The sequence below is a fragment of the Solwaraspora sp. WMMB762 genome (assembly GCF_049179115.1).
Lineage (GTDB): Bacteria > Actinomycetota > Actinomycetes > Mycobacteriales > Micromonosporaceae > Micromonospora_E.
Map to the genome: position 1 here is coordinate 1,725,136 of NZ_JBMHMD010000001.1, position 25,376 is coordinate 1,750,511.

Annotated in this window: 23 protein-coding genes; 6 read left to right on the forward strand and 17 right to left on the reverse strand. The window is 72.2% G+C overall.

What is annotated here, in order from left to right:
- Window positions 1-2 precede the first annotated feature (2 nt).
- On the reverse strand, window positions 3-419 hold the full coding sequence (locus ACN27J_RS07555) for a hypothetical protein (RefSeq protein ID WP_421364758.1): 417 nt from the start codon (window positions 417-419) through the stop codon (window positions 3-5).
- A gap of 56 nt (window positions 420-475) precedes the next feature.
- Window positions 476-1,858 (reverse strand): aspartate aminotransferase family protein, encoded by a 1,383-nt coding sequence (locus ACN27J_RS07560; RefSeq protein ID WP_421364759.1) that lies wholly within the window; start codon window positions 1,856-1,858, stop codon window positions 476-478.
- Window positions 1,859-2,109: 251 nt separating this feature from the next.
- Between ACN27J_RS07560 and ACN27J_RS07565 the strand changes: the two genes are divergently transcribed.
- Complete coding sequence (locus ACN27J_RS07565; protein ID WP_421364760.1) at window positions 2,110-3,198, forward strand: phosphotransferase enzyme family protein; 1,089 nt, start codon at window positions 2,110-2,112, stop codon at window positions 3,196-3,198.
- Between the two features lie 124 nt (window positions 3,199-3,322).
- On the opposite strand, the gene ACN27J_RS07570 is transcribed toward ACN27J_RS07565, so the two are convergent.
- The 4 genes from ACN27J_RS07570 to ACN27J_RS07585 all read right to left on the reverse strand — a co-directional run bounded on the left by ACN27J_RS07570 (window position 3,323) and on the right by ACN27J_RS07585 (window position 8,174).
- On the reverse strand, window positions 3,323-4,798 hold the full coding sequence (locus ACN27J_RS07570; protein WP_421364761.1) for an aldehyde dehydrogenase: 1,476 nt from the start codon (window positions 4,796-4,798) through the stop codon (window positions 3,323-3,325).
- Window positions 4,799-4,950: 152 nt separating this feature from the next.
- A complete protein-coding gene (locus ACN27J_RS07575; RefSeq protein ID WP_421364762.1) occupies window positions 4,951-6,456 on the reverse strand; it encodes a CoA-acylating methylmalonate-semialdehyde dehydrogenase in 1,506 nt (501 codons plus the stop codon).
- Window positions 6,453-7,766: an aspartate aminotransferase family protein gene (locus ACN27J_RS07580; RefSeq protein ID WP_421364763.1), complete on the reverse strand. Its 1,314-nt coding sequence runs from the start codon at window positions 7,764-7,766 to the stop codon at window positions 6,453-6,455. The genes ACN27J_RS07575 and ACN27J_RS07580 overlap by 4 nt, the downstream gene beginning before the upstream one ends.
- A gap of 156 nt (window positions 7,767-7,922) precedes the next feature.
- Window positions 7,923-8,174 carry a hypothetical protein gene (locus ACN27J_RS07585; RefSeq protein WP_421364764.1) on the reverse strand — a complete coding sequence of 84 codons (252 nt, stop codon included), beginning with the start codon at window positions 8,172-8,174 and terminating at the stop codon, window positions 7,923-7,925.
- Window positions 8,175-8,298: 124 nt separating this feature from the next.
- Here ACN27J_RS07585 and ACN27J_RS07590 point away from each other — a divergent pair, with 124 nt between their 5' ends.
- A complete protein-coding gene (locus ACN27J_RS07590) occupies window positions 8,299-9,657 on the forward strand; it encodes a hypothetical protein (protein ID WP_421364765.1) in 1,359 nt (452 codons plus the stop codon).
- 262 nt (window positions 9,658-9,919) lie between these two features.
- On the opposite strand, the gene ACN27J_RS07595 is transcribed toward ACN27J_RS07590, so the two are convergent.
- Genes ACN27J_RS07595 through ACN27J_RS07610 form a run of 4 tightly spaced genes read right to left on the reverse strand, consistent with a single transcriptional unit; the run spans window position 9,920 to window position 14,058 of the window.
- A complete protein-coding gene (locus ACN27J_RS07595) occupies window positions 9,920-10,321 on the reverse strand; it encodes a carbonic anhydrase (protein ID WP_421364766.1) in 402 nt (133 codons plus the stop codon).
- Window position 10,322: 1 nt separating this feature from the next.
- Window positions 10,323-12,098 carry a sulfate permease gene (gene sulP, locus ACN27J_RS07600; RefSeq protein WP_421364767.1) on the reverse strand — a complete coding sequence of 592 codons (1,776 nt, stop codon included), beginning with the start codon at window positions 12,096-12,098 and terminating at the stop codon, window positions 10,323-10,325.
- Window positions 12,095-12,682: a rhodanese-like domain-containing protein gene (locus ACN27J_RS07605; RefSeq protein ID WP_421364768.1), complete on the reverse strand. Its 588-nt coding sequence runs from the start codon at window positions 12,680-12,682 to the stop codon at window positions 12,095-12,097. The genes sulP and ACN27J_RS07605 overlap by 4 nt, the downstream gene beginning before the upstream one ends.
- A 47-nt stretch (window positions 12,683-12,729) precedes the next feature.
- On the reverse strand, window positions 12,730-14,058 hold the full coding sequence (locus ACN27J_RS07610) for an MBL fold metallo-hydrolase (RefSeq protein WP_421364769.1): 1,329 nt from the start codon (window positions 14,056-14,058) through the stop codon (window positions 12,730-12,732).
- A gap of 162 nt (window positions 14,059-14,220) precedes the next feature.
- Here ACN27J_RS07610 and ACN27J_RS07615 point away from each other — a divergent pair, with 162 nt between their 5' ends.
- Window positions 14,221-14,490 (forward strand): metal-sensitive transcriptional regulator, encoded by a 270-nt coding sequence (locus tag ACN27J_RS07615; RefSeq protein WP_421364770.1) that lies wholly within the window; start codon window positions 14,221-14,223, stop codon window positions 14,488-14,490.
- A gap of 89 nt (window positions 14,491-14,579) precedes the next feature.
- On the opposite strand, the gene ACN27J_RS07620 is transcribed toward ACN27J_RS07615, so the two are convergent.
- The 3 genes from ACN27J_RS07620 to ACN27J_RS07630 all read right to left on the reverse strand — a co-directional run bounded on the left by ACN27J_RS07620 (window position 14,580) and on the right by ACN27J_RS07630 (window position 18,626).
- Complete coding sequence (locus tag ACN27J_RS07620; RefSeq protein ID WP_421364771.1) at window positions 14,580-15,248, reverse strand: peroxiredoxin; 669 nt, start codon at window positions 15,246-15,248, stop codon at window positions 14,580-14,582.
- 42 nt (window positions 15,249-15,290) lie between these two features.
- Window positions 15,291-16,706, reverse strand: a complete 1,416-nt coding sequence (locus ACN27J_RS07625; RefSeq protein WP_421364772.1) for a rhodanese-like domain-containing protein — start codon at window positions 16,704-16,706, stop codon at window positions 15,291-15,293.
- Window positions 16,707-16,871: 165 nt separating this feature from the next.
- Window positions 16,872-18,626, reverse strand: a complete 1,755-nt coding sequence (locus ACN27J_RS07630) for a PucR family transcriptional regulator (protein WP_421364773.1) — start codon at window positions 18,624-18,626, stop codon at window positions 16,872-16,874.
- A 39-nt stretch (window positions 18,627-18,665) separates the two neighbouring features.
- Here ACN27J_RS07630 and ACN27J_RS07635 point away from each other — a divergent pair, with 39 nt between their 5' ends.
- Window positions 18,666-19,472: a TrmH family RNA methyltransferase gene (locus tag ACN27J_RS07635; protein ID WP_421364774.1), complete on the forward strand. Its 807-nt coding sequence runs from the start codon at window positions 18,666-18,668 to the stop codon at window positions 19,470-19,472.
- 48 nt (window positions 19,473-19,520) lie between these two features.
- Here ACN27J_RS07635 and ACN27J_RS07640 read toward each other — a convergent pair whose 3' ends face one another.
- From ACN27J_RS07640 to ACN27J_RS07650, 3 genes are all read right to left on the reverse strand, one after another.
- Window positions 19,521-20,276 (reverse strand): hypothetical protein, encoded by a 756-nt coding sequence (locus ACN27J_RS07640; protein WP_421364775.1) that lies wholly within the window; start codon window positions 20,274-20,276, stop codon window positions 19,521-19,523.
- A gap of 169 nt (window positions 20,277-20,445) precedes the next feature.
- Complete coding sequence (locus tag ACN27J_RS07645; protein WP_421364776.1) at window positions 20,446-21,585, reverse strand: SPFH domain-containing protein; 1,140 nt, start codon at window positions 21,583-21,585, stop codon at window positions 20,446-20,448.
- A 47-nt stretch (window positions 21,586-21,632) separates the two neighbouring features.
- Entirely contained in the window at window positions 21,633-22,091 is a 459-nt protein-coding gene (locus tag ACN27J_RS07650) for an NfeD family protein (protein ID WP_278169839.1), read from the reverse strand.
- Between the two features lie 171 nt (window positions 22,092-22,262).
- On the opposite strand from ACN27J_RS07650, the gene ACN27J_RS07655 reads away from it, so the two are divergent.
- Window positions 22,263-23,561, forward strand: a complete 1,299-nt coding sequence (locus ACN27J_RS07655; protein WP_421372141.1) for a serine hydrolase domain-containing protein — start codon at window positions 22,263-22,265, stop codon at window positions 23,559-23,561.
- A 60-nt stretch (window positions 23,562-23,621) separates the two neighbouring features.
- On the opposite strand, the gene ACN27J_RS07660 is transcribed toward ACN27J_RS07655, so the two are convergent.
- The gene (locus ACN27J_RS07660) at window positions 23,622-24,446 is read right to left on the reverse strand and encodes a DUF3097 domain-containing protein (protein ID WP_421364777.1); all 825 of its coding nucleotides are present in this window, start codon (window positions 24,444-24,446) and stop codon (window positions 23,622-23,624) included.
- 121 nt (window positions 24,447-24,567) lie between these two features.
- Here ACN27J_RS07660 and ACN27J_RS07665 point away from each other — a divergent pair, with 121 nt between their 5' ends.
- A complete protein-coding gene (locus tag ACN27J_RS07665; RefSeq protein WP_123602363.1) occupies window positions 24,568-25,359 on the forward strand; it encodes a hypothetical protein in 792 nt (263 codons plus the stop codon).
- Window positions 25,360-25,376: the final 17 nt, after the last annotated feature.

Consider the following 25,376-nt stretch of genomic DNA (forward strand, 5'->3'; position numbering starts at 1 on the left):
CGTCAGGCGAAGAAGTTGACGAACGCGGTCGTGTCGGCGTAGTACTCGGTCAGTGTCGCGATCTTCCCGTCGGCGAAGTCGTAGCGTTCGATGATGGAGGTACGCCAGCCGTCCGGGTAGCCCTCGCGGGGCGAGAACTCGATGTCGTAGTAGTGCAGCACCGTGTCCCCGTTCTCGAAGTACTGGGAGTTGCTCGCCGCGAACTGGATGCCCGTACGGACGGCCATGTCAGCGGCGCCGCTGCGCCACGTGTTCCACCCGTCGATTCCGACGAGGCGGCCGAAGAGGCTGTCGGGTTCGGCGAGGACCGACTCATCGGTGATGTAGTCCGGCAGCTTGGCCAGGAACGTCGGCTCATCGAGAATCGTGGACTCGATGAACTCGCTGTACTCCTTGATGAACTCGACATACGTACTCATGGTCTTCTTCCTTCTGTCGCGAATGATAGGCGGAGTTGGCGGGTGACGGGACAAGGTCAGGCGCCGGAGGCGGTCAGCGCGCCGTCGAGCGCTTCGATCAGCTGTGGGATGTCAGCGGCGGCGAACGGCAGCGGCGGGCGCAGTTTCAGCACGTTGTTCGCCGGGCCGCAAACGCTGGTCAGCACCCGCCGGGCGCGCAGCTCCTCGATGACGTCGAGCGCCAGGCCGGTCGCCGGCTCGCGGCTGGTGCCGTCGGGGACGAGTTCGACCCCGGTGTACAGGCCGACCCCGCGTACGTCGCCGATCGCGGGATGCGTACCGGCGAGTTCCCGCAGGCCGGCGCGCAGTGACTCCCCGGTGGCCAGGGCGTGTGACTGCAGTTCGTCGTCCCGGATGACGTCGAGTACGGCCTGCGCCGCGGCGATCGCGACCGGGTTGCCGCCGAAGGTGTTGAAGTAAGGGCGGGTGCCGGCGAACGGGGCGAGGACCTCGGACCGGGCCGCCACGGCGGCGATCGGGAAGCCGTTGCCCATCGGTTTGCCGGTGGTGACGATGTCCGGGTCGAGCCCGTGCCGCTGGTAGCCCCAGAACGACTCGCCGGTCCGGGCGAAACCGGGCTGGACCTCGTCGGCGATGACGACGCCGCCGCGCCCACGGACCAGCTCGACCGCCGCCCGGATCATGCCTGGGCGGCCGGGGTAGATGCCGTCGGACGAGAACGACGTGTCGAGGATCAGGCCGGCGAGGCGGTCACCGGACGATTCGATGTCGTCGATCGCCGCCCGGACCGAGGCGAGGAAGGCAGCGCCGGCGGCGTCCGACGAGCCGTACCGGTAGGTGTCGGGTGGATCGACTACCCGCAACGCCGGGTCCATCGGCTCGCAGTCCGACAGCGCCGGCGAGTGGGCCGACACCAGGGCGGTGTTGCCGTGGTACGCCTCGCTCGTCGCGATGTAGGCCTGCCCGCCGGTGTACGCCCGGCCGACGCGCAGCGCCAGGTCGTTCGCCTCGGACCCGGTGCAGACGAACATCACCTGGTCGATCGGGCCGGCGAAGGTCGTCAGCAGGTCGTCGGCGTACCGCAGGATCGCTTCGTGCAGGTAGCGCGTGTGGGTGTTCAGCAGCGACATCTGCCGCTGCACGGCGGCGACGACCGCCGGGTGGGCGTGCCCGACCGACGGAACGTTGTTGTAGAGGTCGAGGTACTCCACGCCGTCGGCGTCCCACACCCGCGACCCTCGGCCCCGGACCACCTCGACCGGGTTGCGGTAGAAGAGTCGGTACGCGGGGCCGAGAACCCTCCGGCGGCGCTGCACGAGCGAATCCGTACGGGCGGTCAACGCCGGGGCGTTCTCGGCACGGAAGCTGTTTCCGTCGAGGATCGATGCCTTACCGGTCAGGCCGTGCCGTGACCCGTTTCGAAGCTCCGTAGACGCCATTCTTCGATCGTTTTCCTTCGCTGACATCGAGACAACTGGCTTTGTCACGGGCGGGTGCGTCCGGCCGGGTGACTGGTGATGTCATCGAGCGTACGGAGCCGATCTGCCCGATGGGAGGGCCACTTTTTCCGGCATGTAACAGATCCCCCGGTATCCGTGAATGGCGTGTTACCTGCACCCCGGCCGTATCGCCATTCGCACCACCGGCGGATATTCTCGACCTGCGTCCGGCCCTCACGGAGGGTCTCCTGATGTTCGAAGTCGTTGACGGAACCGGCACCGCCGCGCAGCCGACCGGGCTCGCGTCCTTCGCGTCCCTGCGGCGCGGCGACGACGCGCCCGACTGGGTACGCGACGGTGTCGTCACCGCGTGGGGCCTCGCTTCCGACACCGTCGTCCGCCTCATCGTGCTGTCGGAGAACGTCACGTTCCGGGTGGACGTGGCCGGCCGCCCAGCGCTGGTGATCCGCCTGGCCCGGCCCGGCTACGCCACCAGCGCCGCGCACCTGCGCTCGGAGCTGCGGTGGATCGAGGCGCTGCGCCGCGACGTCGGCCTGTCGACGCCGACGCCGGTGCCCGGGGCCGACGGCGGCCTGCTGCAGCTCATCCGAGACGAGGCAGGGGGCACGTGGAACGCGGTGGCGTTCGAGTTCGTCGCCGGGACGGTGCTGGAGGACCGGGACGACACTCCCCGCTGGTTCCAGGAGATCGGGGCGGTCACCGCGGTCCTGCACCGGCATGCCCGGCAGTGGACCCCGCCGGCCGGTTTCCACCGGTTCACCTGGGGGCTCGCCGACCTCGTCGGCCCGACGGCCCGGTGGGGTGACTGGCGTCGCGCCGAACTGTCCGCGACGCAGCGGCGCGTTCTGGAACGGGCCGAGGCGCGGGCCTGCGCTGTCGTCGCCGACCGGACCGGCTCGCGGGACCCGGCCGAGAGCGTCGGCCTGATCCACGCCGATCTGCGTCCATCGAACGCCATGACGCACTCGGACGCCATGACCAATGCTGACGCGCTGACCGTCATCGATTTCGACGACTGCGGGTACGGCTACTACCTCTACGATTTCGGGGCCGCGTTGACGTTCTACGAGCATCGTGCGGAGGCCCGCGAGATGGCGGCGCGGTGGCTGGCCGGCTATCAGGAGCACGTACCGCTGCACGCCGCCGACCTCGACGTGGCCTGCGCCCTGTCGATGCTGCGCCGGCTCACCATGCTGGGCTGGGCCACCACCCATCGCGAGGACGCGTTGCCGGCGGATCTGTGGGCGGAGAACCAGCCCGGCACGGTGGAGGTGGCCGCCCGCTATCTCGCCGACCCGCTGTGGCTGGTACGCCCCTGACGGCAGCTGGTACGTCCCGACGGCAGCTGGTACGTCCCTGACGACGGCCCGTTGCGCGTACAGCGTGGGCCGCCCGGTCCGGTGACCCGGTCGGGCGGCCCACAAACTGGCTACGGCGTGCGGCTCAGCCGATCGCCACGGCGTCACCGAGGATGACGGTCTTGGTCTCCAGGTACGCCCGGATGCCTTCCCGGACACCTTCGCGCCCGATACCGGACTGCTTGAAGCCGCCGAAGGCGATGCCGAAGTCGGGTTTGAAGCCGTTCTGCCCGACGGTGCCGCTGCGCAACTGCCGGGCGACGGCGAGGGCCCGGTCGGTGTCCGGGGTGAACACGGCGGCGTTGAGGCCGTAGATGGAGTCGTTCGCCAGCCGTACGGCGTCCTTCTCGTCCTGCGCCGGGATCACGCTCAGGACGGGCCCGAAGATCTCCTCCTGGGCGATCACCGACGAGTTGTCGACGTTGCCGAACACCGTCGGCTCGACGAACCAGCCCCGGTCGAGTTCCTTCGGCCGGCCGCCGCCAGCGGCGAGGGTGGCTCCGCTCGCGACGCCCTTGGCGACGTACCCCTCGACCCGTTCCCGCTGCGCGGCGGACGCCAGCGGCCCCATCTGCGTCTGCGGGTCGAACGGCGACCCGACCCGGACCTCCCGGAACACGGCGGCGATGGCCTCGACCATCTCGTCGTGCCGGCTGCGCGGCACGATGATCCGGGTGAGTGAGGCGCACACCTGACCGGACTGGAAGCACTCGATGCCGGCGAGCGACCTGGCGGCGCCCGCGACGTCGGCGTCGTCGAGGATGACCGCGGCCGACTTGCCGCCGAGTTCCAGGGTCACCCGGGCGACCCGCTGGCCGCCGAGCGCGGCGATCCGCCGGCCCGCCGCGGTCGAGCCGGTGAAGGTGATCTTGTCGATCCGGGGGTCGGTGACGAGTTGCTCGCCGACGGTCCGGTCCGCCGTCACGATGTTGAGGACTCCCGGTGGCAGGCCGATCTCGTCGGCGATCTCGGCGACGAGGTACGCCTCGCCCGGCGCCTGGGACGGTGACTTCAGCACGACCGTGCAGCCGGCGAGCAGCGCCGGGCCGGCCTTGTGCACGATGTACTCGAGGGCACCGTTCCACGGGTAGATCGCCCCGACCACGCCGACCGGCTCCCGGATCAGCATCCCGGAGCCGCCCCACATGCTGGGCAGGCCCGGTTCCTCGAAGGCGAACGTCTCGGCCAGGTCCGCGTAGCCGTTCAGGCTGTGCTCGGCCATCGCGCCGATCCGTACGGCGAAGTTGTAGAGCACGCCCGTCTCCCGCGCCCACACGCCCGCGAAGTCCTCGGTCCGGGCCTTGATACCGGTGGCGAGCTTGCGGAGGTAGTCCGCCCGCTCCCCGTGTGACAGGCGGGGCCAGGGGCCCTCGTCGAATGCCCGGCGGGCGGCGGCGATCGCCCGGTCCATGTCCGGCTGCTGCGCCGCCGCGACCCGGAGGAACGGCTCCTCGGTCGCCGAGTCGATCACCTCGATCATGGCGTCCGAGCTGGGCTCGACCCACCTGCCGTCGATGTAGAAGCGGTCGTGGACCCGGACGGTCTCTGCTGGTTCGGCCATCACACTCTCCCTGAGTTGCCGATCATCCCGGCACCTAATGACGGTTGTGTCAGTGACTGACAGAACCTACGGTACACGACACCCCATGGAGGTGATCTGGCACGGAATCCCCTCCAAGTTGAGGGAGAGATGGGGCGGGGCCAGCGGGTCGGTCAGGTCTGGGTGGGGAAGCCGAGGTTGACACCACCGTGGCGGGGGTCGAGCCAACGGCTGGTCACCACCTTGCCCCGGGTGAAGAAGTGCACCCCGTCGCGCCCGTGGGCGTGGCTGTCGCCGAACAGCGACGACTTCCAGCCGCCGAACGAGAAGTAGGCCATCGGCACCGGGATCGGCACGTTGATGCCGACCATGCCGACCTCCACCTCGTGCTGGAAGCGCCGGGCGGCACCGCCGTCGTTGGTGAAGATCGCCGTACCGTTGCCGTAGGGGTTGGCGTTGACCAGCTCCAACGCGGCGTCGTACGAGTCGACCCGCAGTACCGACAGCACCGGGCCGAAGATCTCGTCGGTGTAGACGGACATCTGCGGGGTCACCTGGTCCAGCAGGGTCGGGCCGAGCCAGAAGCCGGCGGCGTCGCCGTCGACCGGCACGCCCCGGCCGTCGACGACGATCTTCGCGCCGTCGGCGGCACCGGCGGCCACGTACCCGGCGACCCGATCGCGGTGCGCGGCGGTGATCAGCGGGCCCATGTCGCAGCCGGGCCGGCGGCCGTCCCCGGTGCGGATCTTCCCGAGCCGTTCGACGATCCGGGCGACCAGGTCGTCGCCGACCGGTTCCACCGCCACCAGGGCGGAGATCGCCATGCACCGCTCCCCCGCCGAGCCGAAGCCGGCGTTGACCGCCGCGTCGGCGGCCAGGTCGAGGTCGGCGTCGGGCAGCACCACCATGTGGTTCTTCGCCCCGCCGAGGGCCTGCACGCGTTTGCCGGCGGCGGTGCCCCGCTGGTAGACGTGCCGGGCCACCGGGGTGGAGCCGACGAACGACACCGCCCGTACGCCCGGATTGTCCAGCAGTGCGTCGACGGCCTCACGGTCGCCGTGCACCACGTTGCAGACCCCGGGCGGCAGGCCGGCCTCGGTGAACCACTGCGCGAGCAGCACCGCCGCCGACGGGTCCTTCTCGGACGGTTTGACCACGACGGCGTTGCCACAGGCCACGGCGATCGGCACGAACCACAGCGGCACCATCGCCGGGAAGTTGAACGGCGAGATCACCGCGACCACGCCGAGCGGCTGACGCATGCTGTACGAGTCGACCTCGGTGGAGACATTCTCGCTGAAGCCGCCGGTCAGCAGCGAGGGGATGCCGCAGGCGTACTCGACGACCTCCAGGCCGCGTTGCACCTCGCCGGCGGCGTCGGCGAGGACCTTGCCGTGCTCGGCGGTGATCACTGCGGCGAGTTCGTCGCGCCGGGCGTTGATGATCTCCCGGAAGGCGAACAGCACGCTGGTGCGCCGCGCCAGCGACACGTCCCGCCAGTCGCGGGCCGCCCGCGCCGCCACCTGCACGACCGCGTCGACCTGCGCGGCCGTGGCGAAGCCGACGGTCGCGGCGACCTGCCCGGTCGCCGGGTCGAACACCTCACCGTGGCGACCGTCGCCGCCGGCTTCGATCACAGTGGTACGGGCACCGTCGACGAAGTGCGGAATCCGGTTCACGCCGCACCTGCCACGACAGTCGCCGAGACCGACGCGATCGCGTCGACCAGGATGGCCAGCCCTTCCCGGGCCTCATCGTCGGTGAGCGTCAACGGTGGCCCCATCCGCAGCACGTTGCCGTACAGGCCGCCCTTGCCGACCAGCAGCCCGCCGGCGCGGCAGGCCTCGAACACGGCGGTGGTCGCGGCCGGGTCCGGGTCGCGGGTGCCGGGCCGGACGAACTCGACGGCCAGCATCAGGCCCTTGCCACGCACCTCGCCGACGATCGGATGCCGCGCCGCCGCCTCCACCAGTCCGGTACGCAGCAGCTCGCCGGTGCGGGCGGCGTTGGCCTGCAGATCATGCTCGCGCAGGTAGTCGAGGACCGCGACGCCGGCGGCGGTGCTGACCGGGTTGCCGCCGAAGGTGGAGAACGAGATCGCCGGTACGCAGTTGAGCACGTCGGCGCGGCCGACGACGCCGGCCAGGGCGAAGCCGTTGCCGATGCCCTTGGCGAAGGTGAGCAGGTCCGGCACGACGCCGTGCGCCTGGTAGCCCCAGAAGTGTTCGCCGGTACGCCCCCAGCCGGTCTGCACCTCGTCGGAGATCAGCAGGATGCCGGACTCGTCGAGAACCTTCTTCCATTCGCCGAGCAGCCCGTCGGGGCCGTGTACGAAGCCGCCGACGCCCTGGATCGGTTCGGCGATCAGGCAGGCGACGTCACCGGCGGTCTGGGTGGCGAGGACCTCGCGCAGGTCTTCGACGGCGGCGTCGAGCTGGGCGTCCGGGCCGAGCCGGGCCAGCAGGCCGCGCAGCCGGTCACCGGAGTGCAGCCAGCTCACCTGCAGCGGGTTGAGGGCGCTGGCCGACCAGCTGCGGTGCCCGGTGATGCCCATCGTGGCGTACGACCGGCCGTGGTAGCTGTTGCGCACCGCGAGGATCTGATGCGACCGGCGGTAGTTGGTGGCGGCCAGCAGCGCGGCCTCGTTGGCTTCGGTGCCGGAGTTGGTGAAGAAGACCCGGGCGTCGGCGATGCCGGACAGCGCGGCGATCCGTTCGGCCAGCTCGACCTGGTGGCGGATCAGGTAGAGCGTCGAGGTGTGCACCACGCCGGTGGCGAGCTGGCGCTGCACCGCGTCGCGGATCTCCGGGATGTCGTAGCCGATCATGTTGGTCAGCACGCCGCCGAAGAAGTCCAGGTAGCTGCGTCCGTCGGCGGCGGTGACCCGCCGGCCGGAGCCGGCGACGATCTCCAGTGGTTCGGCGTAGTAGAGCGGCATCCAGTCGGGCATCACGGCCCGGTGCCGGGTGAGCAGGTCGTCGGCGGTCATCTGCGGCACCACGCTCCCTGGGTCGTCGATGGGAGCACCTTCCCACCGGGACCGGATCGGGAGCAACTGTCATCGTGTAGCGGCCGGCCCGGCCCGACCTGACACTGCGTCGCCTGACCGGCCGGACCAGCCGGGCCGGTGGCCCGAGGCCCGCCGTCAGTCGCCCGAGCCGCTCGCCCCCGCATCTGCTGCCCCGTCGGACTCCACTTCCACGTCCGCACCGCCGGAGTGTTGCCGCGAGGAGCGCAGCCACAGCCGTACGCCGGTGAGCGCGCTCGCCACCGAGACCAGGGTGATGGCGATACTCACCATCTCGGGGATGTCACTGAACGGGTAGATCCACTGCATCACCAGCCCGAAGAAGGCGACGGCGAACAGTAGACAGGCGATCGTCCGGTCGCGAAGCATGCCGCTGTGTATAGCACCTCGACCATCGATTCCGGGCACCACGGTGACCGGCACTGCGGTGTTGCCGGGGCGGGCGCGCGCTGGGACTAGTATGTCTGGTCGGTGAGCTGTGGAGGAGGTACGGGTGGAAATCGACGAATTGCGACGTTACACCGCGTTTACCTTCCCTAGTCTGGAATTCGACCCGGTGACCGGGGTGGCCGAGCTGGGCTACGCGCTCACCGGCGACGACGGCGCGGAGCTGACCTTCGTCGAGCGGATCACCTTCCCCATGCCCGAGGGTGGCACCCCGCCGCCGAGCGGGCCCGGGTCGACGTTCCGTCGGGTCCTGGAGCTGCTGCACCTGGTCGCCGGGGTCAGCTACTACAAGGCGGCGGCTCCGCCGTCGCTGGTGGCGCCCGCGCCGCTGGGGCCTGAGGCGGTCGCGCTGGTCACCGCCGTCTACACCAAGGGCCTGGCCGAGTACGCGTACCGCAACGGTCTGCCGCACGTGCTCGAGTTGACCCCCGTCGTGCCGGATGGGGTGCCGGCGCCGCCGCAGCCGATGGACACCGCCGACCGGCGGCCGCTGTCGGCGGTCGGCGGCGGCAAGGACTCGATCGTCACCCTGGAGGCGCTGCGCCGGGCCGGGTTCGACCCGGTGCCGTTCTCGGTCAACCCGAACCCGGTGATCGTCGCGGTCAACGCGGCCTCCGGGCTGCCGGCGCTGGCCGCCCGCCGGGGGTTGGACCCGCGGCTGTTCGACCTCAACGCGGCCGGTGCGTACAACGGCCATGTTCCGGTGACCGCCGTCAACTCGCTGATCGCGGTCGGTACGGCGGTGCTGCACGGCCTCGGGCCGGTGGTGATGTCCAACGAGCGGTCCGCCTCGGACCCGAACCTGGTCTGGAACGGTCACGAGATCAACCACCAGTGGTCCAAAGGCGTTGAGGCCGAGGGGTTGCTGCGGGCCGCGCTGCACGGCCACGCCGGGCTGACCGAGCCGTACTTCTCGCTGCTGCGCACCCTGTCCGAGCTGCACATCGCCAAGCTGTACGCCCGCTCGACCGGCTACGACCCGGTGGTGACCAGCTGCAACGCGGCGTTCAAGCTGCGGGACCGCAGCGAACGCTGGTGCGGGGCGTGCCCGAAGTGCCGGTTCGTTTTCCTGGCGTTCGCGCCGTTCATGTCGCGGGACCGGCTGGTCGGCATCTTCGGCGTCGACCTGCTCGCCGATCCGGCCCAGTCGGCCGGCTACCGGGAGCTGCTCGGCCTCGACGGGCACAAGCCGTTCGAGTGTGTCGGTGAGGTCGAGGAGTCCCTCGTCGCGTTGCGGATGCTCGCCGGGTCGCCGCAGTGGCGCGATACCCCACTGGTACGGGAGCTGATGGCGGCGGTGCCGGAACAGGCCTGGCCGGCGGTCGACGCCTCCGACGTACTGCTGCCCGGCGGGCCGCACCACGTGCCGGCGGCGTACGCGAAGGTCCTCACCGCGTTGGCCTGAGATCCGGCTCGCGGCGGAGCCGTACCGTGCGATGGACAACCGCTCCCGGAACCTAAAAGGATGTCGCATTTCGCGGACGGCTGCCGATCCACGCTCTTCTTCTTTATCCTCAACGACAGCCGAACATTGCTCCAATGAGGTCGGTCGGTGGCTCTACGGAGTTTGTGACGGCACCTACACGGATGAGCTGTGGGGCCAACGGACCACGTACTACAGCTGGCGAGAGCATCCCTGCCACTGATCCATCGGTTGCCCACACCGCCTACATGTGGCGGTCGTCGACCAGGTGCGGCTGCCAGCAGCCGGCTCCGCAGCTGCCGGTGTGTACGGCGAGGATCCGCAGGCCGGGCAGCCGGGCAGCGAGCCGGTCGGCGGCGTGGCGCAGCTGATCGTGGTGCTCGGCCTCGCTGACCGGGTTGCCGGCGCAGTCGGCGTGCCCGGCCAGCACCAGAGTGCCGCTGCCGTGCGCGGTCCGGGAGACGCCCACCGCGTCCAGCAGCCGGGTCAGTTCCGCCGGGTCGGCGGTGGCCAGCACTCGGTCGGCGCCTGGTTCGGTGATCAGGTCGAGGTGGTCGACGCCGAGCCGGTCGCGGACCCACTGCCCGAGCGGCCCGTGAATCCGGCCGTCGATGCAGGTCACCACGGTGGCGAACCGGTCCGGCACGTCAGTACACCTCCTGCGGCAGGCGGGGCGTTGAGCCAGTGTCCGCGGTCCCGTCACCGCCGGTCGCCCCGCCTTCGCCGGTGACGGCGTCGACCGCGCCGGCCACCTCCGGATGCAGCTGCCCGGCCTCCCGCATCGTCGGCCACAGGCCGGAGCGGGTGAGCAGGTCCCGCACCGGTCCCCGGACGGTGGCCAGGTGCAGCGCCACGCCCCGGCTGGCCAGCCGCTCCCTGGCCTGGGCCAGGGCGTGCGCGCCGTCGGCGTCGGCGTCGCCGATCGCGCTGGCGTCGACCACCACCGCCCGTAGCGCTTCGCGGGTCTCGGCCAGCGTCAGCAGCCGGTCGGCGAGGTACTGCGCGTTGGCGAAGTACAGCGGCCCGTCGATGCGCAGCACCACCACTTGCGGATCGGTGACCAGGCCCTGGTAACGGGCCACGTTGCGGAAGGTGGCGGTGCCGGGCACCCGGCCCAGTTCGGCGGTGTGCGGGCGGGCGGACCGGCGCAGGAACACCGCGAGGCTGAACACCACCCCGGCGGCCAGGCCCGGCTCCACCCCGGCGACCAGGGTGACCGCGAAGGTCAGCGCCAGAGTCAGCCCGTCGACCCGACGAAGACGCCAGGCCGTCCAGGCGCCCCGGTAGTCGACCAGCCCGAGTACGGCGACCACGACGATCGCCCCGAGCACCGCCTTGGGCAGGTGGTAGAAGGCCGGGGTGAGCAGTAGCGCGGTCAGCCCCACCACGCCAGCGGTGACCACCGACGCGACCGGGGTGCGGGCCCCGGCGGAGAAGTTGACCGCGCTGCGGGAGAACCCGCCGGCCACCGGGAAGGCGTGGAAGGCACCGGCGGCGGCGTTCGCCGCGCCGACCGCGACGAGTTCGGCGTTCGGGTCGACGTGCTGGCGGGACCGGGCGGCCAGCGACTTGGCCACCGCGATGCCCTCCATGTAGGCGACCAGGGCGATCGCGATCGCGGCCGGCAGCAGGGACCGCAGGTCGGCCAGGGCGAGCGCCGGCAGGTCCGGGGTGGGCAGCCCGCTCGGCACATCCCGCAGGATGGGTACGCCCCGGTTGCCGAGGGCCAGTACGGCGCTGACCGCCGTGACGGCGGCGACGACCAGCAGTGCCGCCGGCACCTTCGGGGCGTACCGGCGCAGCAGGACCAGCCCGGCGATGCTGGCCGCGGCGACCGCCACGGTCAGCGGGTGGATCGTGGCGACGCCCTGCCACAGGCTGGCCAGGATGCCGGGCAGGTTCTCGGCCCGCTCGACTCGCATCCCCAGCAGGTCCTTGACCTGGCTCGCGGCGATGACGAGCGCGGCGGCTGAGGTGAACCCGGACAGCACCGAGTGGGACAGGAAGTTCACCAGCGCGCCGAGGCGCAGCACCCCCATCAGGATCTGGATGGCGCCGACCAGCAGGGCGAGCAGGCCGGCGAGGGCGGCGTACCGGCCGGGGTCGCCGTGCGCCAGTGGGGCGAGCGCGGTGGCCGTCATCAGGGCGGTGATCGCCACCGGGCCGACGGCGAGTGAACCGGAGGTGCCGAGCAGTGCGTACACCAGCACCGGCACGATCGCTGCGTACAGGCCGGTGACCGGTGGCATGCCGGCGAGGGCGGCGTACGCCATGCTCTGCGGCACCAGCATCACCGCGACGGTGAGGCCGGCGATCAGGTCATGGCGCAGCACGTGCCGGTCGTATCCGCGCCGCCAACCGAGGATGGGCACGATCCGCGCCGGGCCGGTGCGCTCCTGGCGGGGGTACGCGGTGGTGGTCATTTCGCTGCGCCGGCCCGGCTGATCCGGGTGAGTGAGGCGTCGACGTCACACCCGGCGCCCTGGTTGTACGGCAGGCGGGCCAGCAGCATGCCCATGGCGCAGGTGTTGGTCAACGCGGCAACGGTCAGCCCGGCCCCGATGAGTCCGGCGACGTACCGGGCCGGCGGGTACCAGATGCTGGCCAGCACCGAGACCAGCACGATCGCGCCGGCGACCAGCCGTACCTGACGTTCCAGGCTCCACCGCTGGCGGCCCCGGTTGACCGGGGCGCCGGCGGAGATCCAGGCGTTCATCCCACCGTCGAGTACGGTCGCGCTGTCCAGGCCGGCGCCAGTGAGTTTCGCGCAGGCCTGGTTGGCCCGGTTGCCGGACTGGCAGATCAGCAGGATGCGGCCGCCGGCGTCGGCGACGATCCGGTTGAGGTGCGCGTCGACCTGGTCCAGCGGCAGGTTGATCGCCCCGTCGATGTGGGCGGTCTCGAACTCGGCCGGGGTGCGCACGTCGACGACCAGGGTGTCCGGGTTGTCGGCCAGCAGGGCGCGGGCGGCGGGCACCTGGATGTTCGGGTTGGTGGTGGGGGGCATGTCATTCCTCCGTGCGCGGGTGTTCGTTCGGGGTCGTGCGGTGGTGGTCAGGATTCGGTGGCCAGGTCGGCGACGCCGGCCCCGCTGAGCACGGCGGGCCGGTGGCCGGCGCGGACCAGCAGGCTGGCGGCGATGGCGGCCCGCCGTCCGCTGCCGCAGGCGACGAGGACCGGTCGCTGCGGGTCGAGTTCGGCGGGGATGCCGTCGGTGACCAGGTCGGCGAGGAAGCGTTCGACCGACCCAGGCCAGCTGACCTGCGCCCGCTCGCTCGGCATCCGTACGTCGAGCAGCTGTGCGTCGGGCTGGGCCAGCCGCTGCCGGAAGCTGTCCAGGTCGAGTAGTTCGTAGCCGGGGCCGAGCTGGTCGGCGGGGGCCGGCCGGTGGACGCCCTGGACGGTGTCGAGCCCGATCCGGGCCAGCTGGACGACGGCTTCGGTGACGTCCTGGCCGGGTTCGGCGATCAGCACGACGGGTGCGCCGTACGGCAGCAGCCAGCCAGCCCAGCTGCCGAAGTCGTCGGTGAGCTCGATGCCGACGGAGCCGGGCAGCAGGCCGGCGGCCTGGGCGGGTCGGGGCCGGATGTCCAGCAACTGGGCGTCGTCGGTGGTCGGCAGGTCGGCGGCGGTCATCTCCGGGATCTCGACGGCCGGCATCGGCTCGCCGCCACGCAGATTGGCCGGGCCCATGTACTGGTAGAAGGCCGGGATCGGCATCGGCTCGGCGAGCAGCCGGTCGGCGAACGTCTCCGGGTCGCCGATGCCGAGCAGCGGATTGGTGTCGACCTCGTCGCCGATGGTGGAGATGAACCGGCCGGCGCCGGTGGCGGTGCAGAACGAGCCTTCACCGTGGGTCGGATAGAGCTCGACGGCCCGGGGCAGGCCGGCGAGGCGGTGCAGCGAGCCGTGCTGCAGCCGGGCCAGGGTGCGGGCCCGGTCGGGGCCGAGCAGGTCGGGTCGGCCGGCGGAGGCGACGAGCAGACTGCCGCCGGAGAAGACGGCGACCGGCTCACCGTCGATCAGCACCAGGTAGCTGGTGTGTTCCGGGGTGTGACCGGGGGTGTGGACGGGACGCAGGGTGAGGTTGTCGGCCTTGATGTCCTCGAGGTGGAAGGCGGGCGTGTGCCGGTAGGTCGGTGCCGCGCCAGCCGGCAGGACCAGTTCGGCGCCGGTGCGCCGGGCAAGCTGCGGCCCGCCGGAGACGTAGTCGTTGTGCAGGTGGGTCTCCAGGACGAACCGCAGGTCGACGTCGCGCTCGGCGGCGGCGTCGAGGAACCGGTCGATGTCGCGCTGCGGGTCGACGAGCACCCCCTTGCCTTCGTGGACCAGCAGGTAGGACTGGTCGCCGAGGCCGGGGGTACGGAATGAGATGAGTTCCACGGGTGCTCCTCCGCTCTCGCGCATACCCCTGGGGGTATCTACGGACCCAGTATGTTCGAATGAACGTACATCTGCAAGTGATACCCCCGGGTGTATCGTGTAAACCCAGTTGGGTAGGCCCGGAAGCACCAGCGGGAGACCCCGGACCAGGAGGAACTCGCCATGCAGGTCGAGGAGAACACCACGGCGGACGTGGTCAAGCGGCTACGCCGGGCCGAAGGGCAGATCCGCGGCATCATCGCGATGCTGGAGTCCGGCCGGGACTGCGCCGAGGTGGTCACCCAGCTCGCCGCCGTCTCCCGGGCGCTCGACCGGGCCGGCTTCAAGGTCATCGCCAGTGGGCTCGAACAGTGCATGGGCCCCGACGCCGACGTCACCGAGCGCAAGGCCAGCCTGGAGCAGATGGAGAAGCTGTTCCTCTCCCTGGCCTGACGCCGGAGCCCGACGGACCGGCCTGACGCCGGGCCCCGGCGATCCGCCGGGGCCCGGTGGGTCGCCGGGCCCCGGGCAGGGTCGCCGGGTCAGCCCCGGGCCGGCCGGGTGGCCAGGTACCAGTCGGTCAGCTTGACCGTGTCGTCGGTCAGCCGCGCGTCCAGGTCGGCTTCGGTACGCGGCGCACCGAGCACCACGTCGTCACCAGGTCGCCAGTTCGCCGGGCAGGACACCCCGTCACGGTCCGCGGTCTGCAGCGCGTCGACCAGCCGCAGGATCTCCGGGATCATCCGGCCGGCGTTCATCGGGTAGTACAGCACCGCCCGGACGATCTGCTCGGCGTCGATGACGAACACGGCCCGCACCGCCGCCGTACCGGACGTGTTCGGATGCAGCATCCCGTACGCGTGCGACACCGCCATGTCCAGGTCGGCGATGATCGGGAACGGGATCCGCACGCCGAGCTTGTCGTGGATCGACCGGGTCCAGGCCAGGTGGCTGAAGACCGAGTCCACCGAGTTGCCCAGCAACGCCACGTCGCGGGCGGCGAACTCGTCGGCCAGTTCGGCGAAGGCGACGAACTCGGTGGTGCAGACCGGGGTGAAGTCGGCCGGGTGGCTGAACAGCACCAGCCAGCGGCCGGCGTAGTCGGCCAGCCGGACCGGGCCGTGGGTGCTCTCCGCCGTGAAGTCGGGTGCCCGGTCGCCGATCAACGGCAGTCGCGGTGCCGGAGCCGGTACGGAGACGGTGTCGCTCATGATCGTTGATACCCTTTCACTGGTAGGTAGATGGCCGAGGGCTCAGACGGTGCCGACCGGCTGACGCAGTGCCCGCCAGGCCTGGTAGCCGCCGAGCAGGTCGGAGACGTCCGGGTGGCCGTTGGCCCGCAGCAGGCTGGCCGCGACCGACGAGCGGTATCCGCCGGCGCAGTGCACCACCACCGGCCGGTCGGCCGGCACCTCGGCGATCCGCCGGGACAGTTCGGCCAGCGGGATGTGCAGCGCACCCTCGATGACCCCGGGCTCACGCGCACCGTCGATCACCCCGGCGGCCCGCTCGCTGGCGTTGCGCACGTCGAGCACCACCGGTGGCTGCTCGCCGTCGAGTGCGGCGGCCAACTGCGCCACGGTCAGCCGGCTCGCCCGGGTCAGCTGGTCGACCATCTGCAGGAACGCCTGCTCCGGCTCGCGCAGGTAGCCGGCGACGGTGTCGAAACCGATCCGGGCAAGCCGGGTGACGATCTCCTCCTCGCGGTCCTGCGGGGCGACCACCAGGATCTGTGTGCCGGGGGCCAGCACGGTGCCGGCGGTCTCGGCGAACCGGCCGTCAGCGGGGACGTTCAGCGCCCCCTGCAGGTGGCCGGCGGCGTACTCCTGCGGGTCGCGGGCGTCGACCACGACGGCGCCGGCGGCCTGCCGGGCGACGAACTCCGCCGGGTTCAGCGGCGTGGGTGCGGCGGTGACGTCGAACAGGGCGTGGTCGCGGCGGTTGAGCACCGCGTCGTAGCCGAAGTACGCCGGGGCGGCCGGCTGGCCGGCGGTGACGATCGCCAGGAACTGCTCGGCGTCCATCGGGGCGCAGGCGTAGTTGGTGGCCCGCTGCTCGCCGATGGTCGACGAGCGCTCGGTGGACAGGTTCTTGCCGCACGCCGATCCGGCGCCGTGGGCCGGGAAGACCCGCACCGGGTCGGGCAGCGTCATCAGCTTGTGCTGCACGCTGTCGTAGAGCATCCGACCGAGTTCGTCGGCGGTGACGCCGAGCGAGGCCAGCAGGTCGGGCCGGCCGACGTCGCCGATGAACAGCGCGTCGCCGGTGAGTACGCCGTACGCGACCGGGTCGTCGGCGTGTTCGTACACCAGGATGCTGATCGACTCCGGGGTGTGCCCGGGGGTCTCCATGATCTCCAGGGTCACGTCGCCGAGGCTGATCCGGTCCCCGTCGGCCAGCTTGCGGATCGGGTAGTCGGCCTCGGCCTGCCGGCCGTAGCCGATCCACGCGCCGGTGCGCGCGGCGAGTTCCAGGTGGCCGGCGATGAAGTCGGCGTGGAAGTGGGTGTTGACGACGCCTTCGATGGTGAGGCCGTGCGCCTGCGCGTCGGCCAGGTATTCGGTGACGTCGCGACGCGGGTCGACCACGACGGCGCGCTTCGTGGTCTCGTCGGCGATCAGGTAGGACGCCTGGGACAGGCAGTCCAGGTAGTACTGGGCGAAGAACATGCCCGGGACCTCCTTCGGCGGCTGGTTCACGGTTGCCGGATTCAGTCCAAACATACCCCGGGGGGTATATGGGAGGCGGTGGCTCAAGGTCCCGAAGATTCAGGACCTTCGACCCGGTACGGCGCCAGCCCCACAGGCCAGGCGGGCGGTCAGTCCCGCGACCGGTCAGGCCGGTGGGCGGGCCCGTACCTCGTCCAGCGCCAGCACCGCGACGTGCAGCGACAGGCACGTCTGCACCGAGTCCAGGTCGACGCCGAGAATCTGCCCCAGTCGGGTCAACCGCTCGTAGAACGCCGGCCGGGACAGGTGCACCGCCGCGGCCGCCGCCGACTTGTTGCGGCCGTGCTCCAGGTACGCCCGCAGCGTGGCCAGCATCCGCTGCCGGGGATGACGGGCCTCGTACGCCAGCAGCGGGCCCAGCTCACGCTCGACGAAGACCTGCAACCGGGGTTCCTCCCGCAGCAGGTGCAGCAGCCCGGCCAGGCCGACGTCCGGCAGCCGCAGCACCTGGTCGGCGCGGCGGTCCCGGCGGCCGGCCTCGGCCACCTGGCGCGCCTCGACCAGGGTCCGCCGGGCCTCCCGGACGCCGTCCACCCCGCTGCCGGCAGCGACCACCACCGGCACCGGCTCGGACCGGCGCAACCGGTGCAGCGCGGCCAGCAGACCGTCCAGCGCCGGGTCCGCCGCCGTGGCGTCGCGGACCGCCAGCAGTACGCCGACCGCATGCTCGTCCAACGGGCTGGCCAGGCCGGTCAGCCCGGCTTCCCGCAACGCCAGGCCGACCGTCTCGGCGAGGTCGCGCAGCCGGGCCTGGACCGTCTCGGCGCTGTCGGCCGACGGCACCGCGACAGTCGACCCGGTGGACCCGGCCGGCCCGGCAGACCCAGCCGATCTGACGGCGCCAGCGGCACCGGCGGCGTCGAAACCGGCGTCGCGGAACCGGACCGCAACGCCGACCAGATGCCGCCGGTCCAGGCCGACGCCGAGCGCCAGGGCCCGCATCGCCACCTCGTCGACCGGCTGCGACCCGTCCAGCAGCGCGGTCAGCAGCGTCCGGTGAATCTGCCGCTCCAGACCTTCGGCGTCGCGGCGGATCAGCCGGCCCAACGCCAGGGTCGACGCGGCCCGTTCGAGCAGGATCGACCACCGCAGCGGCGGCCCGCCCGACCCGCTGAACCCGCCCGAGACACCCGGCCCGGCAGCCGGGCAGCGCAGCAGCAGCCGGCCCCAGTCCTGGCCCCGGGCGCCGACCATGGTCACCAGCCAACCGGTGTCCGCGTGGTACGCGGTACGCCCGGTCGGCTGGATCCGGCGCGAATGCTGCTCCCAGCCGTCCAGCAGCAGCCGGGGGTTCTCCCCGGCGGTGTGATAGGCCAGCACCCGGCGGGACAGGTTCTCCAGCACCACCGGTGCACCGGCCAGCTCGGCCGCTTGACGTACCACCTCGGTGGCCTCCGCGCCCTCCACGGACAGCTCGGTGAACCGCTGGTGGATCTCCTCGGTGGCCCGCAGCTCGGCCAGCTGGGCGTCCACGATCAGGGCGTGCACCGCCTCGGTGATCAGCACGAACGGAGTCTCCCGGCGCAGCTCCACCAGCGGCAGCCCGTGCCGGTGCGCGGCCGCGGCCATCACCTTCGGCACCCCGCCGTGGTAGCGGCGGCCGAGCTCCACCACCAGACCGGCGACACCTACCTCGGCCAGGTCGGCGATGAAGGCCCGCACGCCGGCGTCGTCGGCGGGCAGCCCGATCCCGGTGGTCAGCACCAGCTCGCCGCCGCGCAGCAGGCTGGCGATGTCCGGCACCTCGGTGACGTGCACCCAGCGCACCGGTCGGTCCAGGCCCTCCTCGGCGGCGACCACCCGGGGTCCGCCGTTGCGCACCGGGTCGAGCGCCAGCACCTCACGGACGGTCGGGAACACCCGCAGTACGCTACCCCGGCGACCGGCACAATGCCCGGTGTGCCAACAACGGAGATCATGGACCCGGACGACGAGCGGATCGCCGACTACCGGGCGCTGACCGACGTCGAGCTGCGGACCCGGTGGGAGCCGCCGAACGGCCTGTTCATCGCTGAGGGCGAGCTGGTCATCGGGCGGGCCCTGCGGGCCGGCTACCGGCTACGGTCGGTGCTTGTCGACGCCAAGCGGGTCGACCAGCTCGCCGAACTGCCGGCGGAGGCGACGGTCTACGCGGCGACCCCGGCGGTGCTGGAGTCGATCACCGGATTCCACGTACACCGAGGGGTGCTGGCCTCGTTCCACCGCCGGGCCCTGCCCAGCCTGGACGAGGTGCTCGACCGGGCCCGCCGGCTGGTTGTCTGCGAAGGGATCAACACGCACACCAACCTGGGTGCGCTGTTCCGCAGCGCGGCGGCGCTCGGCATGGACGCCGTGGTCCTCTCCCCCACCTGCGCGGATCCGCTGTACCGGCGGTCAGTGCGGGTCAGCATGGGCGAGGTGTTCGCGGTGCCGTACGCCCGGGCGGCGGCCTGGCCGGCGGCGCTGGCCACCATCCGTACCGCCGGGTTCCGGCTGCTCGCGATGACCCCGGCACCGGACGCGGTGCCGGTCCAGCGGCTGGACGCCGCGGCCCGGGCGCGGCCGGCGCTGCTGCTCGGCGCGGAAGGGCCCGGGTTGAGCACCGCGGCGGTCCAGGCCGCCGACGTACGGGTGGCGGTGCCGATGCGGCGCGGTGTCGACTCACTCAACGTGGCGACGGCGGCGGCGGTCGCCTTCTGGGAGCTGTGCCGCGACGACCCGGCCTGACGGGAGCTGGCCGGGGTGGTGCTGCCGGCAGGCCTGGCTGGCCGGTTGTCAGGCGCGGGCCGGGGCGGTTGACGGCGCCTGCACGCTGGGCACCATCCGGCCGGCGGACCAGGCCAGACCGATCCCGGCGGTCAGGGTGAGGACCGCGCCGACGGTCTGCAGCGGCCCGGAGAGCAGCCCGACGAGCCCGAGCAGCGGGGACGCGACGATCAGCAGCCAGCCGTCGAGCCGGTTGAACAGCTCCGAACGCAGCACCGCGGCACCGGCGAGCAGCCAGCCGAGGCTGTACAGTGCGGCGCCGACCAGGGCGATCGACCGGGCCGACGTGCCGTAGACGGCGGTGCCGTCGGGCAGCCCGACGAACGGCACCGTCGACGCCGTACCGGCCAGGCCGACCAGCAACGCGGAAACGGCGGTGCCCCGGCTGCGGGCGGCGGCGTGGATCCCGGCGATCGCCACCAACGCGACCAGCCCCAGCCAGCTGGCGATCACCCAGGAGACCAGGTACGCCGGCCGGCCGTCGACCAGGTCGGGTGCCGGGCCGCCGCCGCGCAGTCCGCTCAGGCTGCCGATCCCGAACGCGATCGCGTACGCCGGCAACGTCCAGATGGCGACCCGGCTGAACCGACGGATCGACCATGCCCAGGCGGCGTTGGTGGCCGGGCCGACCGGGGTGTTCTCCGGTGCGGCGGCGGCCACCACGGCGACCCCGGCGTCGCTGCGGGAGACCACCCGAACCGGACCGGACCGGCCGGCGTTGGACGCGGTGGTCCGGGGCCGGGTGTTCCTGACGGCACGCGTCACGGTGTCGCCTCCCCCGCGCTGCGGGGCCGCCCGGGCCCCGTCGGCTGTCCTCACTGACCGACCGATCGTGGCAGCCGACGGCGGCGGTACGCGCGGGTTCCTCGGATTTCAGCCGGTCGGGTCAGCCCGGCCCGGCCCCGATCGGCTCGGGCCGGGCCCCGGCTGCGGGTCAGCCGTGTTCGGCCTGCGGGCGCTGCTGCTCGGAGTTCAGCTCGCCGAGCAGCTCGGACGCGGGCACCGGCTCGGGCGCGGGCAGCCCGGCCGGCCTGGCCTTGGCGCCGCCGGCCGCCGTACCGCCGCTGGTGACCTGCTCGGCGGCCCGCACCTCGTCGTTGACCCGCTGCGCCTCGGCGGCGGCGGCCTCGGCCGCCTCGGCCGCCTCCCGCTCCACGGCGCTGGAGTCGACCTCCTGCGACGGCGCGTCACCGACCATCTGGCTGAGCCCGCCGAGCGCCCCGCCCAGACCTTCGAGTGCCTTGGTCAGCTCGGCCGGGACGATCCACATCTTGTTGGACTGGCCGTTGGCGATCTGCGGCAGCGCCTGCAGGTACTGGTAGGCGAGCACCTTCTGGCTCGGATTGGCCTGGTGGATGGCGTCGAAGACGGTCCGGATCGCCTTGGCCTGGCCTTCGGCCTGCAGGATCCGGGCCTGCCGGTCACCGTCCGCGCGCAGCACCGCGGCCTGCTTCTCGCCCTCGGCGCCGAGGATCTGCGACTGCTTGTGCCCCTCGGCGGTGAGGATCGCGGCGCGGCGGTCCCGCTCGGCGCGCATCTGCTTCTCCATTGAGTCGCGGATGCTCGGCGGCGGCTCGATCGCCTTGATCTCCACCCGGGTCACCTTGATGCCCCACCGGCCGGTGGTCTCGTCCAGCACACCGGACAGGTGCTGGTTGATCTCCTCGCGGCTGGTCAGCGCCCGCTCCAGGTCGAGCGAGCCGATGACGTTACGCAGCGTGGTGACGGTGAGCTGCTCGATCGCCTGCAGGAAGTTGGCGATCTCGTAGGTGGCGGCCCGGGGGTCGACGACCTTGAAGTACAGGACGGTGTCGATCGACACCACCAGGTTGTCCGAGGTGATCACCGGTTGGGGCGGGAAGCTGACCACCTGTTCCCGCATGTCGACCTTGGCCCGTACGGTGTCGACGAACGGGACGAGCAGGTTGAGACCGGGAGTCAGGGTGCGCTGGTACCGGCCGAGCCGTTCGACCAGGTCCATCCGCTGCTGCGGGACGATCCGCACCGCCCGGATCAGGGTTATCACCGTGATCAGGGCGACCGCCCCGACCAGCACCGCGATCACTAAGTCCATCGTCGTTCACCTTCTCGGCTCGGGATGTTGATGCCGGCCCGGGGTGTTCATGCCGGTCCGCCGCCGGTGACGTCGTCCCGCCAGACGAGCGCGGTGACGCCCTTGACCTGGATCACCTGTACCCGTTCGCCGGGGGCGAAGACCTGGGTGCCGTCGTACGAGCGGGCGCTCCACAACTCGCCGTCGATCTTGACTTGGCCGCCGTCGGCGTCGACCCGCTCCAGCACCAGCGCCGATGCACCCTCGATCGCCTGCACGCCGAACGGTTCCTCGCCACCGCTGAGCGCGGACTGCCGGTGCCGCTGGATGACCGGCCGGACGGCGACCACGGTCAGCGCCGAGACGGCGGCGAAGACCAGGGCCTGGGCGGCCACCGGGGCGCCGAGAGCGGCGGCGATCGCCGCGGCGAACGCGCCGGCTGCGAACATGACGAGGAACAGCGTCGCGGTGAATAATTCCGCGACCGCGAGCACGACGCCCAATACGATCCACAGGACGGGTTCCACACACCGATCGTGACATGTACGCGCACCACCGGCGACCCTCAACCCGACAAATCGGGCAGCTATCGGTGAGCCGGACCGATCCGGCCACACTGAGTCACGATCCCTTCTGCCTGAGTCACGAGCAAGGAGCAGGTACGCGTGTCCGCACCCCTGTCCCCCGACACCATCAGCATGATCGACACCGCAGTCGCCGAGACCCAGTCGTCCGGCCGGGCACCCTCCGTCGTCCTCGGCGTGCTCCGGGACCGGCGGCTGGTGCACGTCGCGGCCGCCGGTGACCACCCGGCACCCCACGCGGACCTGCAGTACCGGATCGGCTCGATCACCAAGACCTTCACCGCCACCCTGGTGCTGCGGCTACGCGACGCCGGCCGGCTCGACCTCGACGACCGGCTCCGTGACCACCTGCCGGACGCCCCGTACGAGCGGATCACCCTGCGCCAGCTCCTCGGCCACGCCGCCGGCCTGCAACGCGAACCGGACAGTGACGGCTGGTGGGAACGCAGCACCGGCACCGACGTCGCCACCCTGCTGGCCGGGCTCGGACCGGACAAGATGGCCTTCCCGCCGCACCGTACGTACCACTACTCGAACCTGGCGTACGGGCTGCTCGGCGCCGCCCTGCAGCGGATCACCGGCACGCCGTGGGCCGAACTGGTCGCCACCGACCTGCTCGGCCCGCTCGGCATGACCCGCACCACGTACCACGCCACCGCCCCGTACGCCGCCGGCTACGTGGTGCACCCGTGGCACGGCACGCTGCGCGAGGAGCCGCGTACCGACACCCGGGCGATGGCCCCCGCCGGCCAGCTCTGGTCCACCGTCACCGACCTGAGCCGGTGGGCGGCGTTCCTCGCCGACCCGGACCCGGCGGTGCTGGACCCCGACACGATGGCGGAGATGTGCCTGCCGGTGGCGATCAACGACCCGCACCGGTGGACCGGCGGCCACGGGCTCGGCCCCGAGCTGTACCGGGTCGGCGAGCGGGTCTTCGCCGGCCACGGCGGCTCGATGCCCGGCTACGTGGCGCTGCTCGCCGTACACCGCGCCACCGGCACCGGCGTGGTCACTTTCGCCAACTCGTACGGCTTCGCCCGGGGCACCATCCGCGAACTGGGGCTCCGGGTGCTGGCCGGGGTGCTCGACCGGGAACCGGTCGCGCCACAGCCGTGGCGGCCGGGCACGGCGCCGCCGCCGGAGATCGACGCGATCTGCGGCCGGTGGTGGTGGATGGGACGGGAGATGCAGGTCTCCTGGGACGCCGACGCCGCCGAGCTGGTCCTCACCCTGCTCGGGCCGGTGCACCCGGTGACGTCGCGGTTCGTCGCGGCGGGTGCGGACCGCTGGCAGGGCCGCAGCGGCGCCCAGCAGGGCGAGATCCTCACCGTACGGCGTGGACCGACCGGCACCCCGACGGCGCTGGACCTGGCCACCTTCGTCCTCACCCGCGACCCGGACGACCTCGGCTGACCGGCCGCCCGCGCACCCCACTGCTGTGGCGCGGTCGGCTCACTGAGACGGTGCGGCGGCTCACTGCGGCGGTACGGTGACGAAGTCGATCAGCCGCTCCATCGCGTTGATCAGCGGCGTCTCCACATCCTGATAGCTGTGCACACTGGACAGGATCCGGCGCCACAGCTGCGCCGGATCGGCCACGCCGACCGCCGCGCAGACGCCTTCCTTCCACGGCTGGCCGGGCGGGATCCGGGGCCACTGGCGCAACCCGATCCGGTCCGGTCTGACCGCCTGCCACACGTCCACGTACGGATGCCCGGTGACCAGCACGTACGGCGAGGTGACCGTGGCGACGACCCGGCTCTCCTTGGACCCGGGGACCAGGTGGTCGACCAGCACGCCGAGCCGGCGCTGCGGGCCGGGCGCGAAATCGGCCACCGCTGCGGCCAGGCCGTCGATGCCGTCCAACGGTTCGACGACGACACCCTCGACCCGCAGGTCGTCGCCCCAGATCCGCTCGATGAGCGCGGCGTCGTGCACCCCCTCCACCCAGATCCGGCTGGCCTGGGCCACCCGGGCCGGCCGGTGGCCGACCGCGACCGACCCGGAGGCGGTGCGCTGCCGCTGCCGGGGCGCGGCCGGCTCGCGGGGCGGCCGGCGCAGCGTCACCGGCTGGCCGTCCAGCAGGAAACCGGCCGGGACCAGCGGGAAATGCCGCCGGCGGCCGTGCCGGTCCTCCAGCGTCACCGCGCCGGACTCGAAGCCGACGACCGCACCGCAGAAACCGGAGTCGGCGTCCTCCACCACGAGGTCCGGCTCGGCGTCGACCTCCGGTACCACCCGACGTCGGCGCCAGTTGCCCGCCAACACGTCGTCGCCGTACCGCCGGTCACCACCCACGTCGGGCAGGCTAACCGCATCGGCTGGCGGTGGCCCGCCGACGCGCCGACCGGACACCCCCGACGGTGACCTGCCGCCCGGTGTCGAGACAACCGGCAGCGCGGCACGTACCCTAGCGTGCATGTCCCCCGCAGCAGGCGCGGCGACCCTCGCGACGCGCCGCTCCAGCCGGTTCGTGGCCTGGGTGCGCGCGTGGCGCGCCGGCCTGGTGCCGTACGACGAGATAGCCGACGAGATAGCCGGCGACGAGGAGCATCTGGTCGCCGACGCGCCCGGTGCCTGGACCGACCTGCCGTTGCGCGACGCGCTGTCCTGCTTCGCGAAGCTGCCGCCGGACGAGATCCGGCTGGCGTTGCCGGCCCCTGGCGACCCGCGTGGCCTGCCCGGTCCGGGTGAGTTCACCGGTGCCGCGCTGCTGGCCGGCGAGGCGGTGGTGGCGCGCGGGCTGGGCGTCATCCCCGAAGTACGCTCGCACACGTCCGGGTCCGGGGTCACCTTCGAGACGGTGCTGTGGCGGATCTACCCGCTGCCGCAGGAGCTGCCCGCCGCCGGGCACGCCGGGCCGAGCGCCGCCGAGGCCGAGGCCGAGTTGTCCACCGCGCTGGCCGAGACGACCACGGCGCTGACCCGACTGGACGTCGCCCACTGGCGGCCGGAGCTGGCCGGGGCGCTGGCCGCGCTGCGCCGCCCGGACGGTGGGATGGACCTGCCACCCGGTTTCGATCCGCGGGCCCGCCGGTTGTTCGCCCGGGCCAGCGTGCTGGACCAGGTACTGGCGCTCGCCGAGCACGTCGCCCCCGGCGGTGCCGTCAACGGCTACGAGGCCCAGCAGCGCGACGCCGCGCTGCGGCCGCTCACCACCGCCTGCCGCCGGGCGCTGGTCGCCGCCTGCAACGCCCCACTGCGGCCCTGACTCCCGGTCGCAGCCTT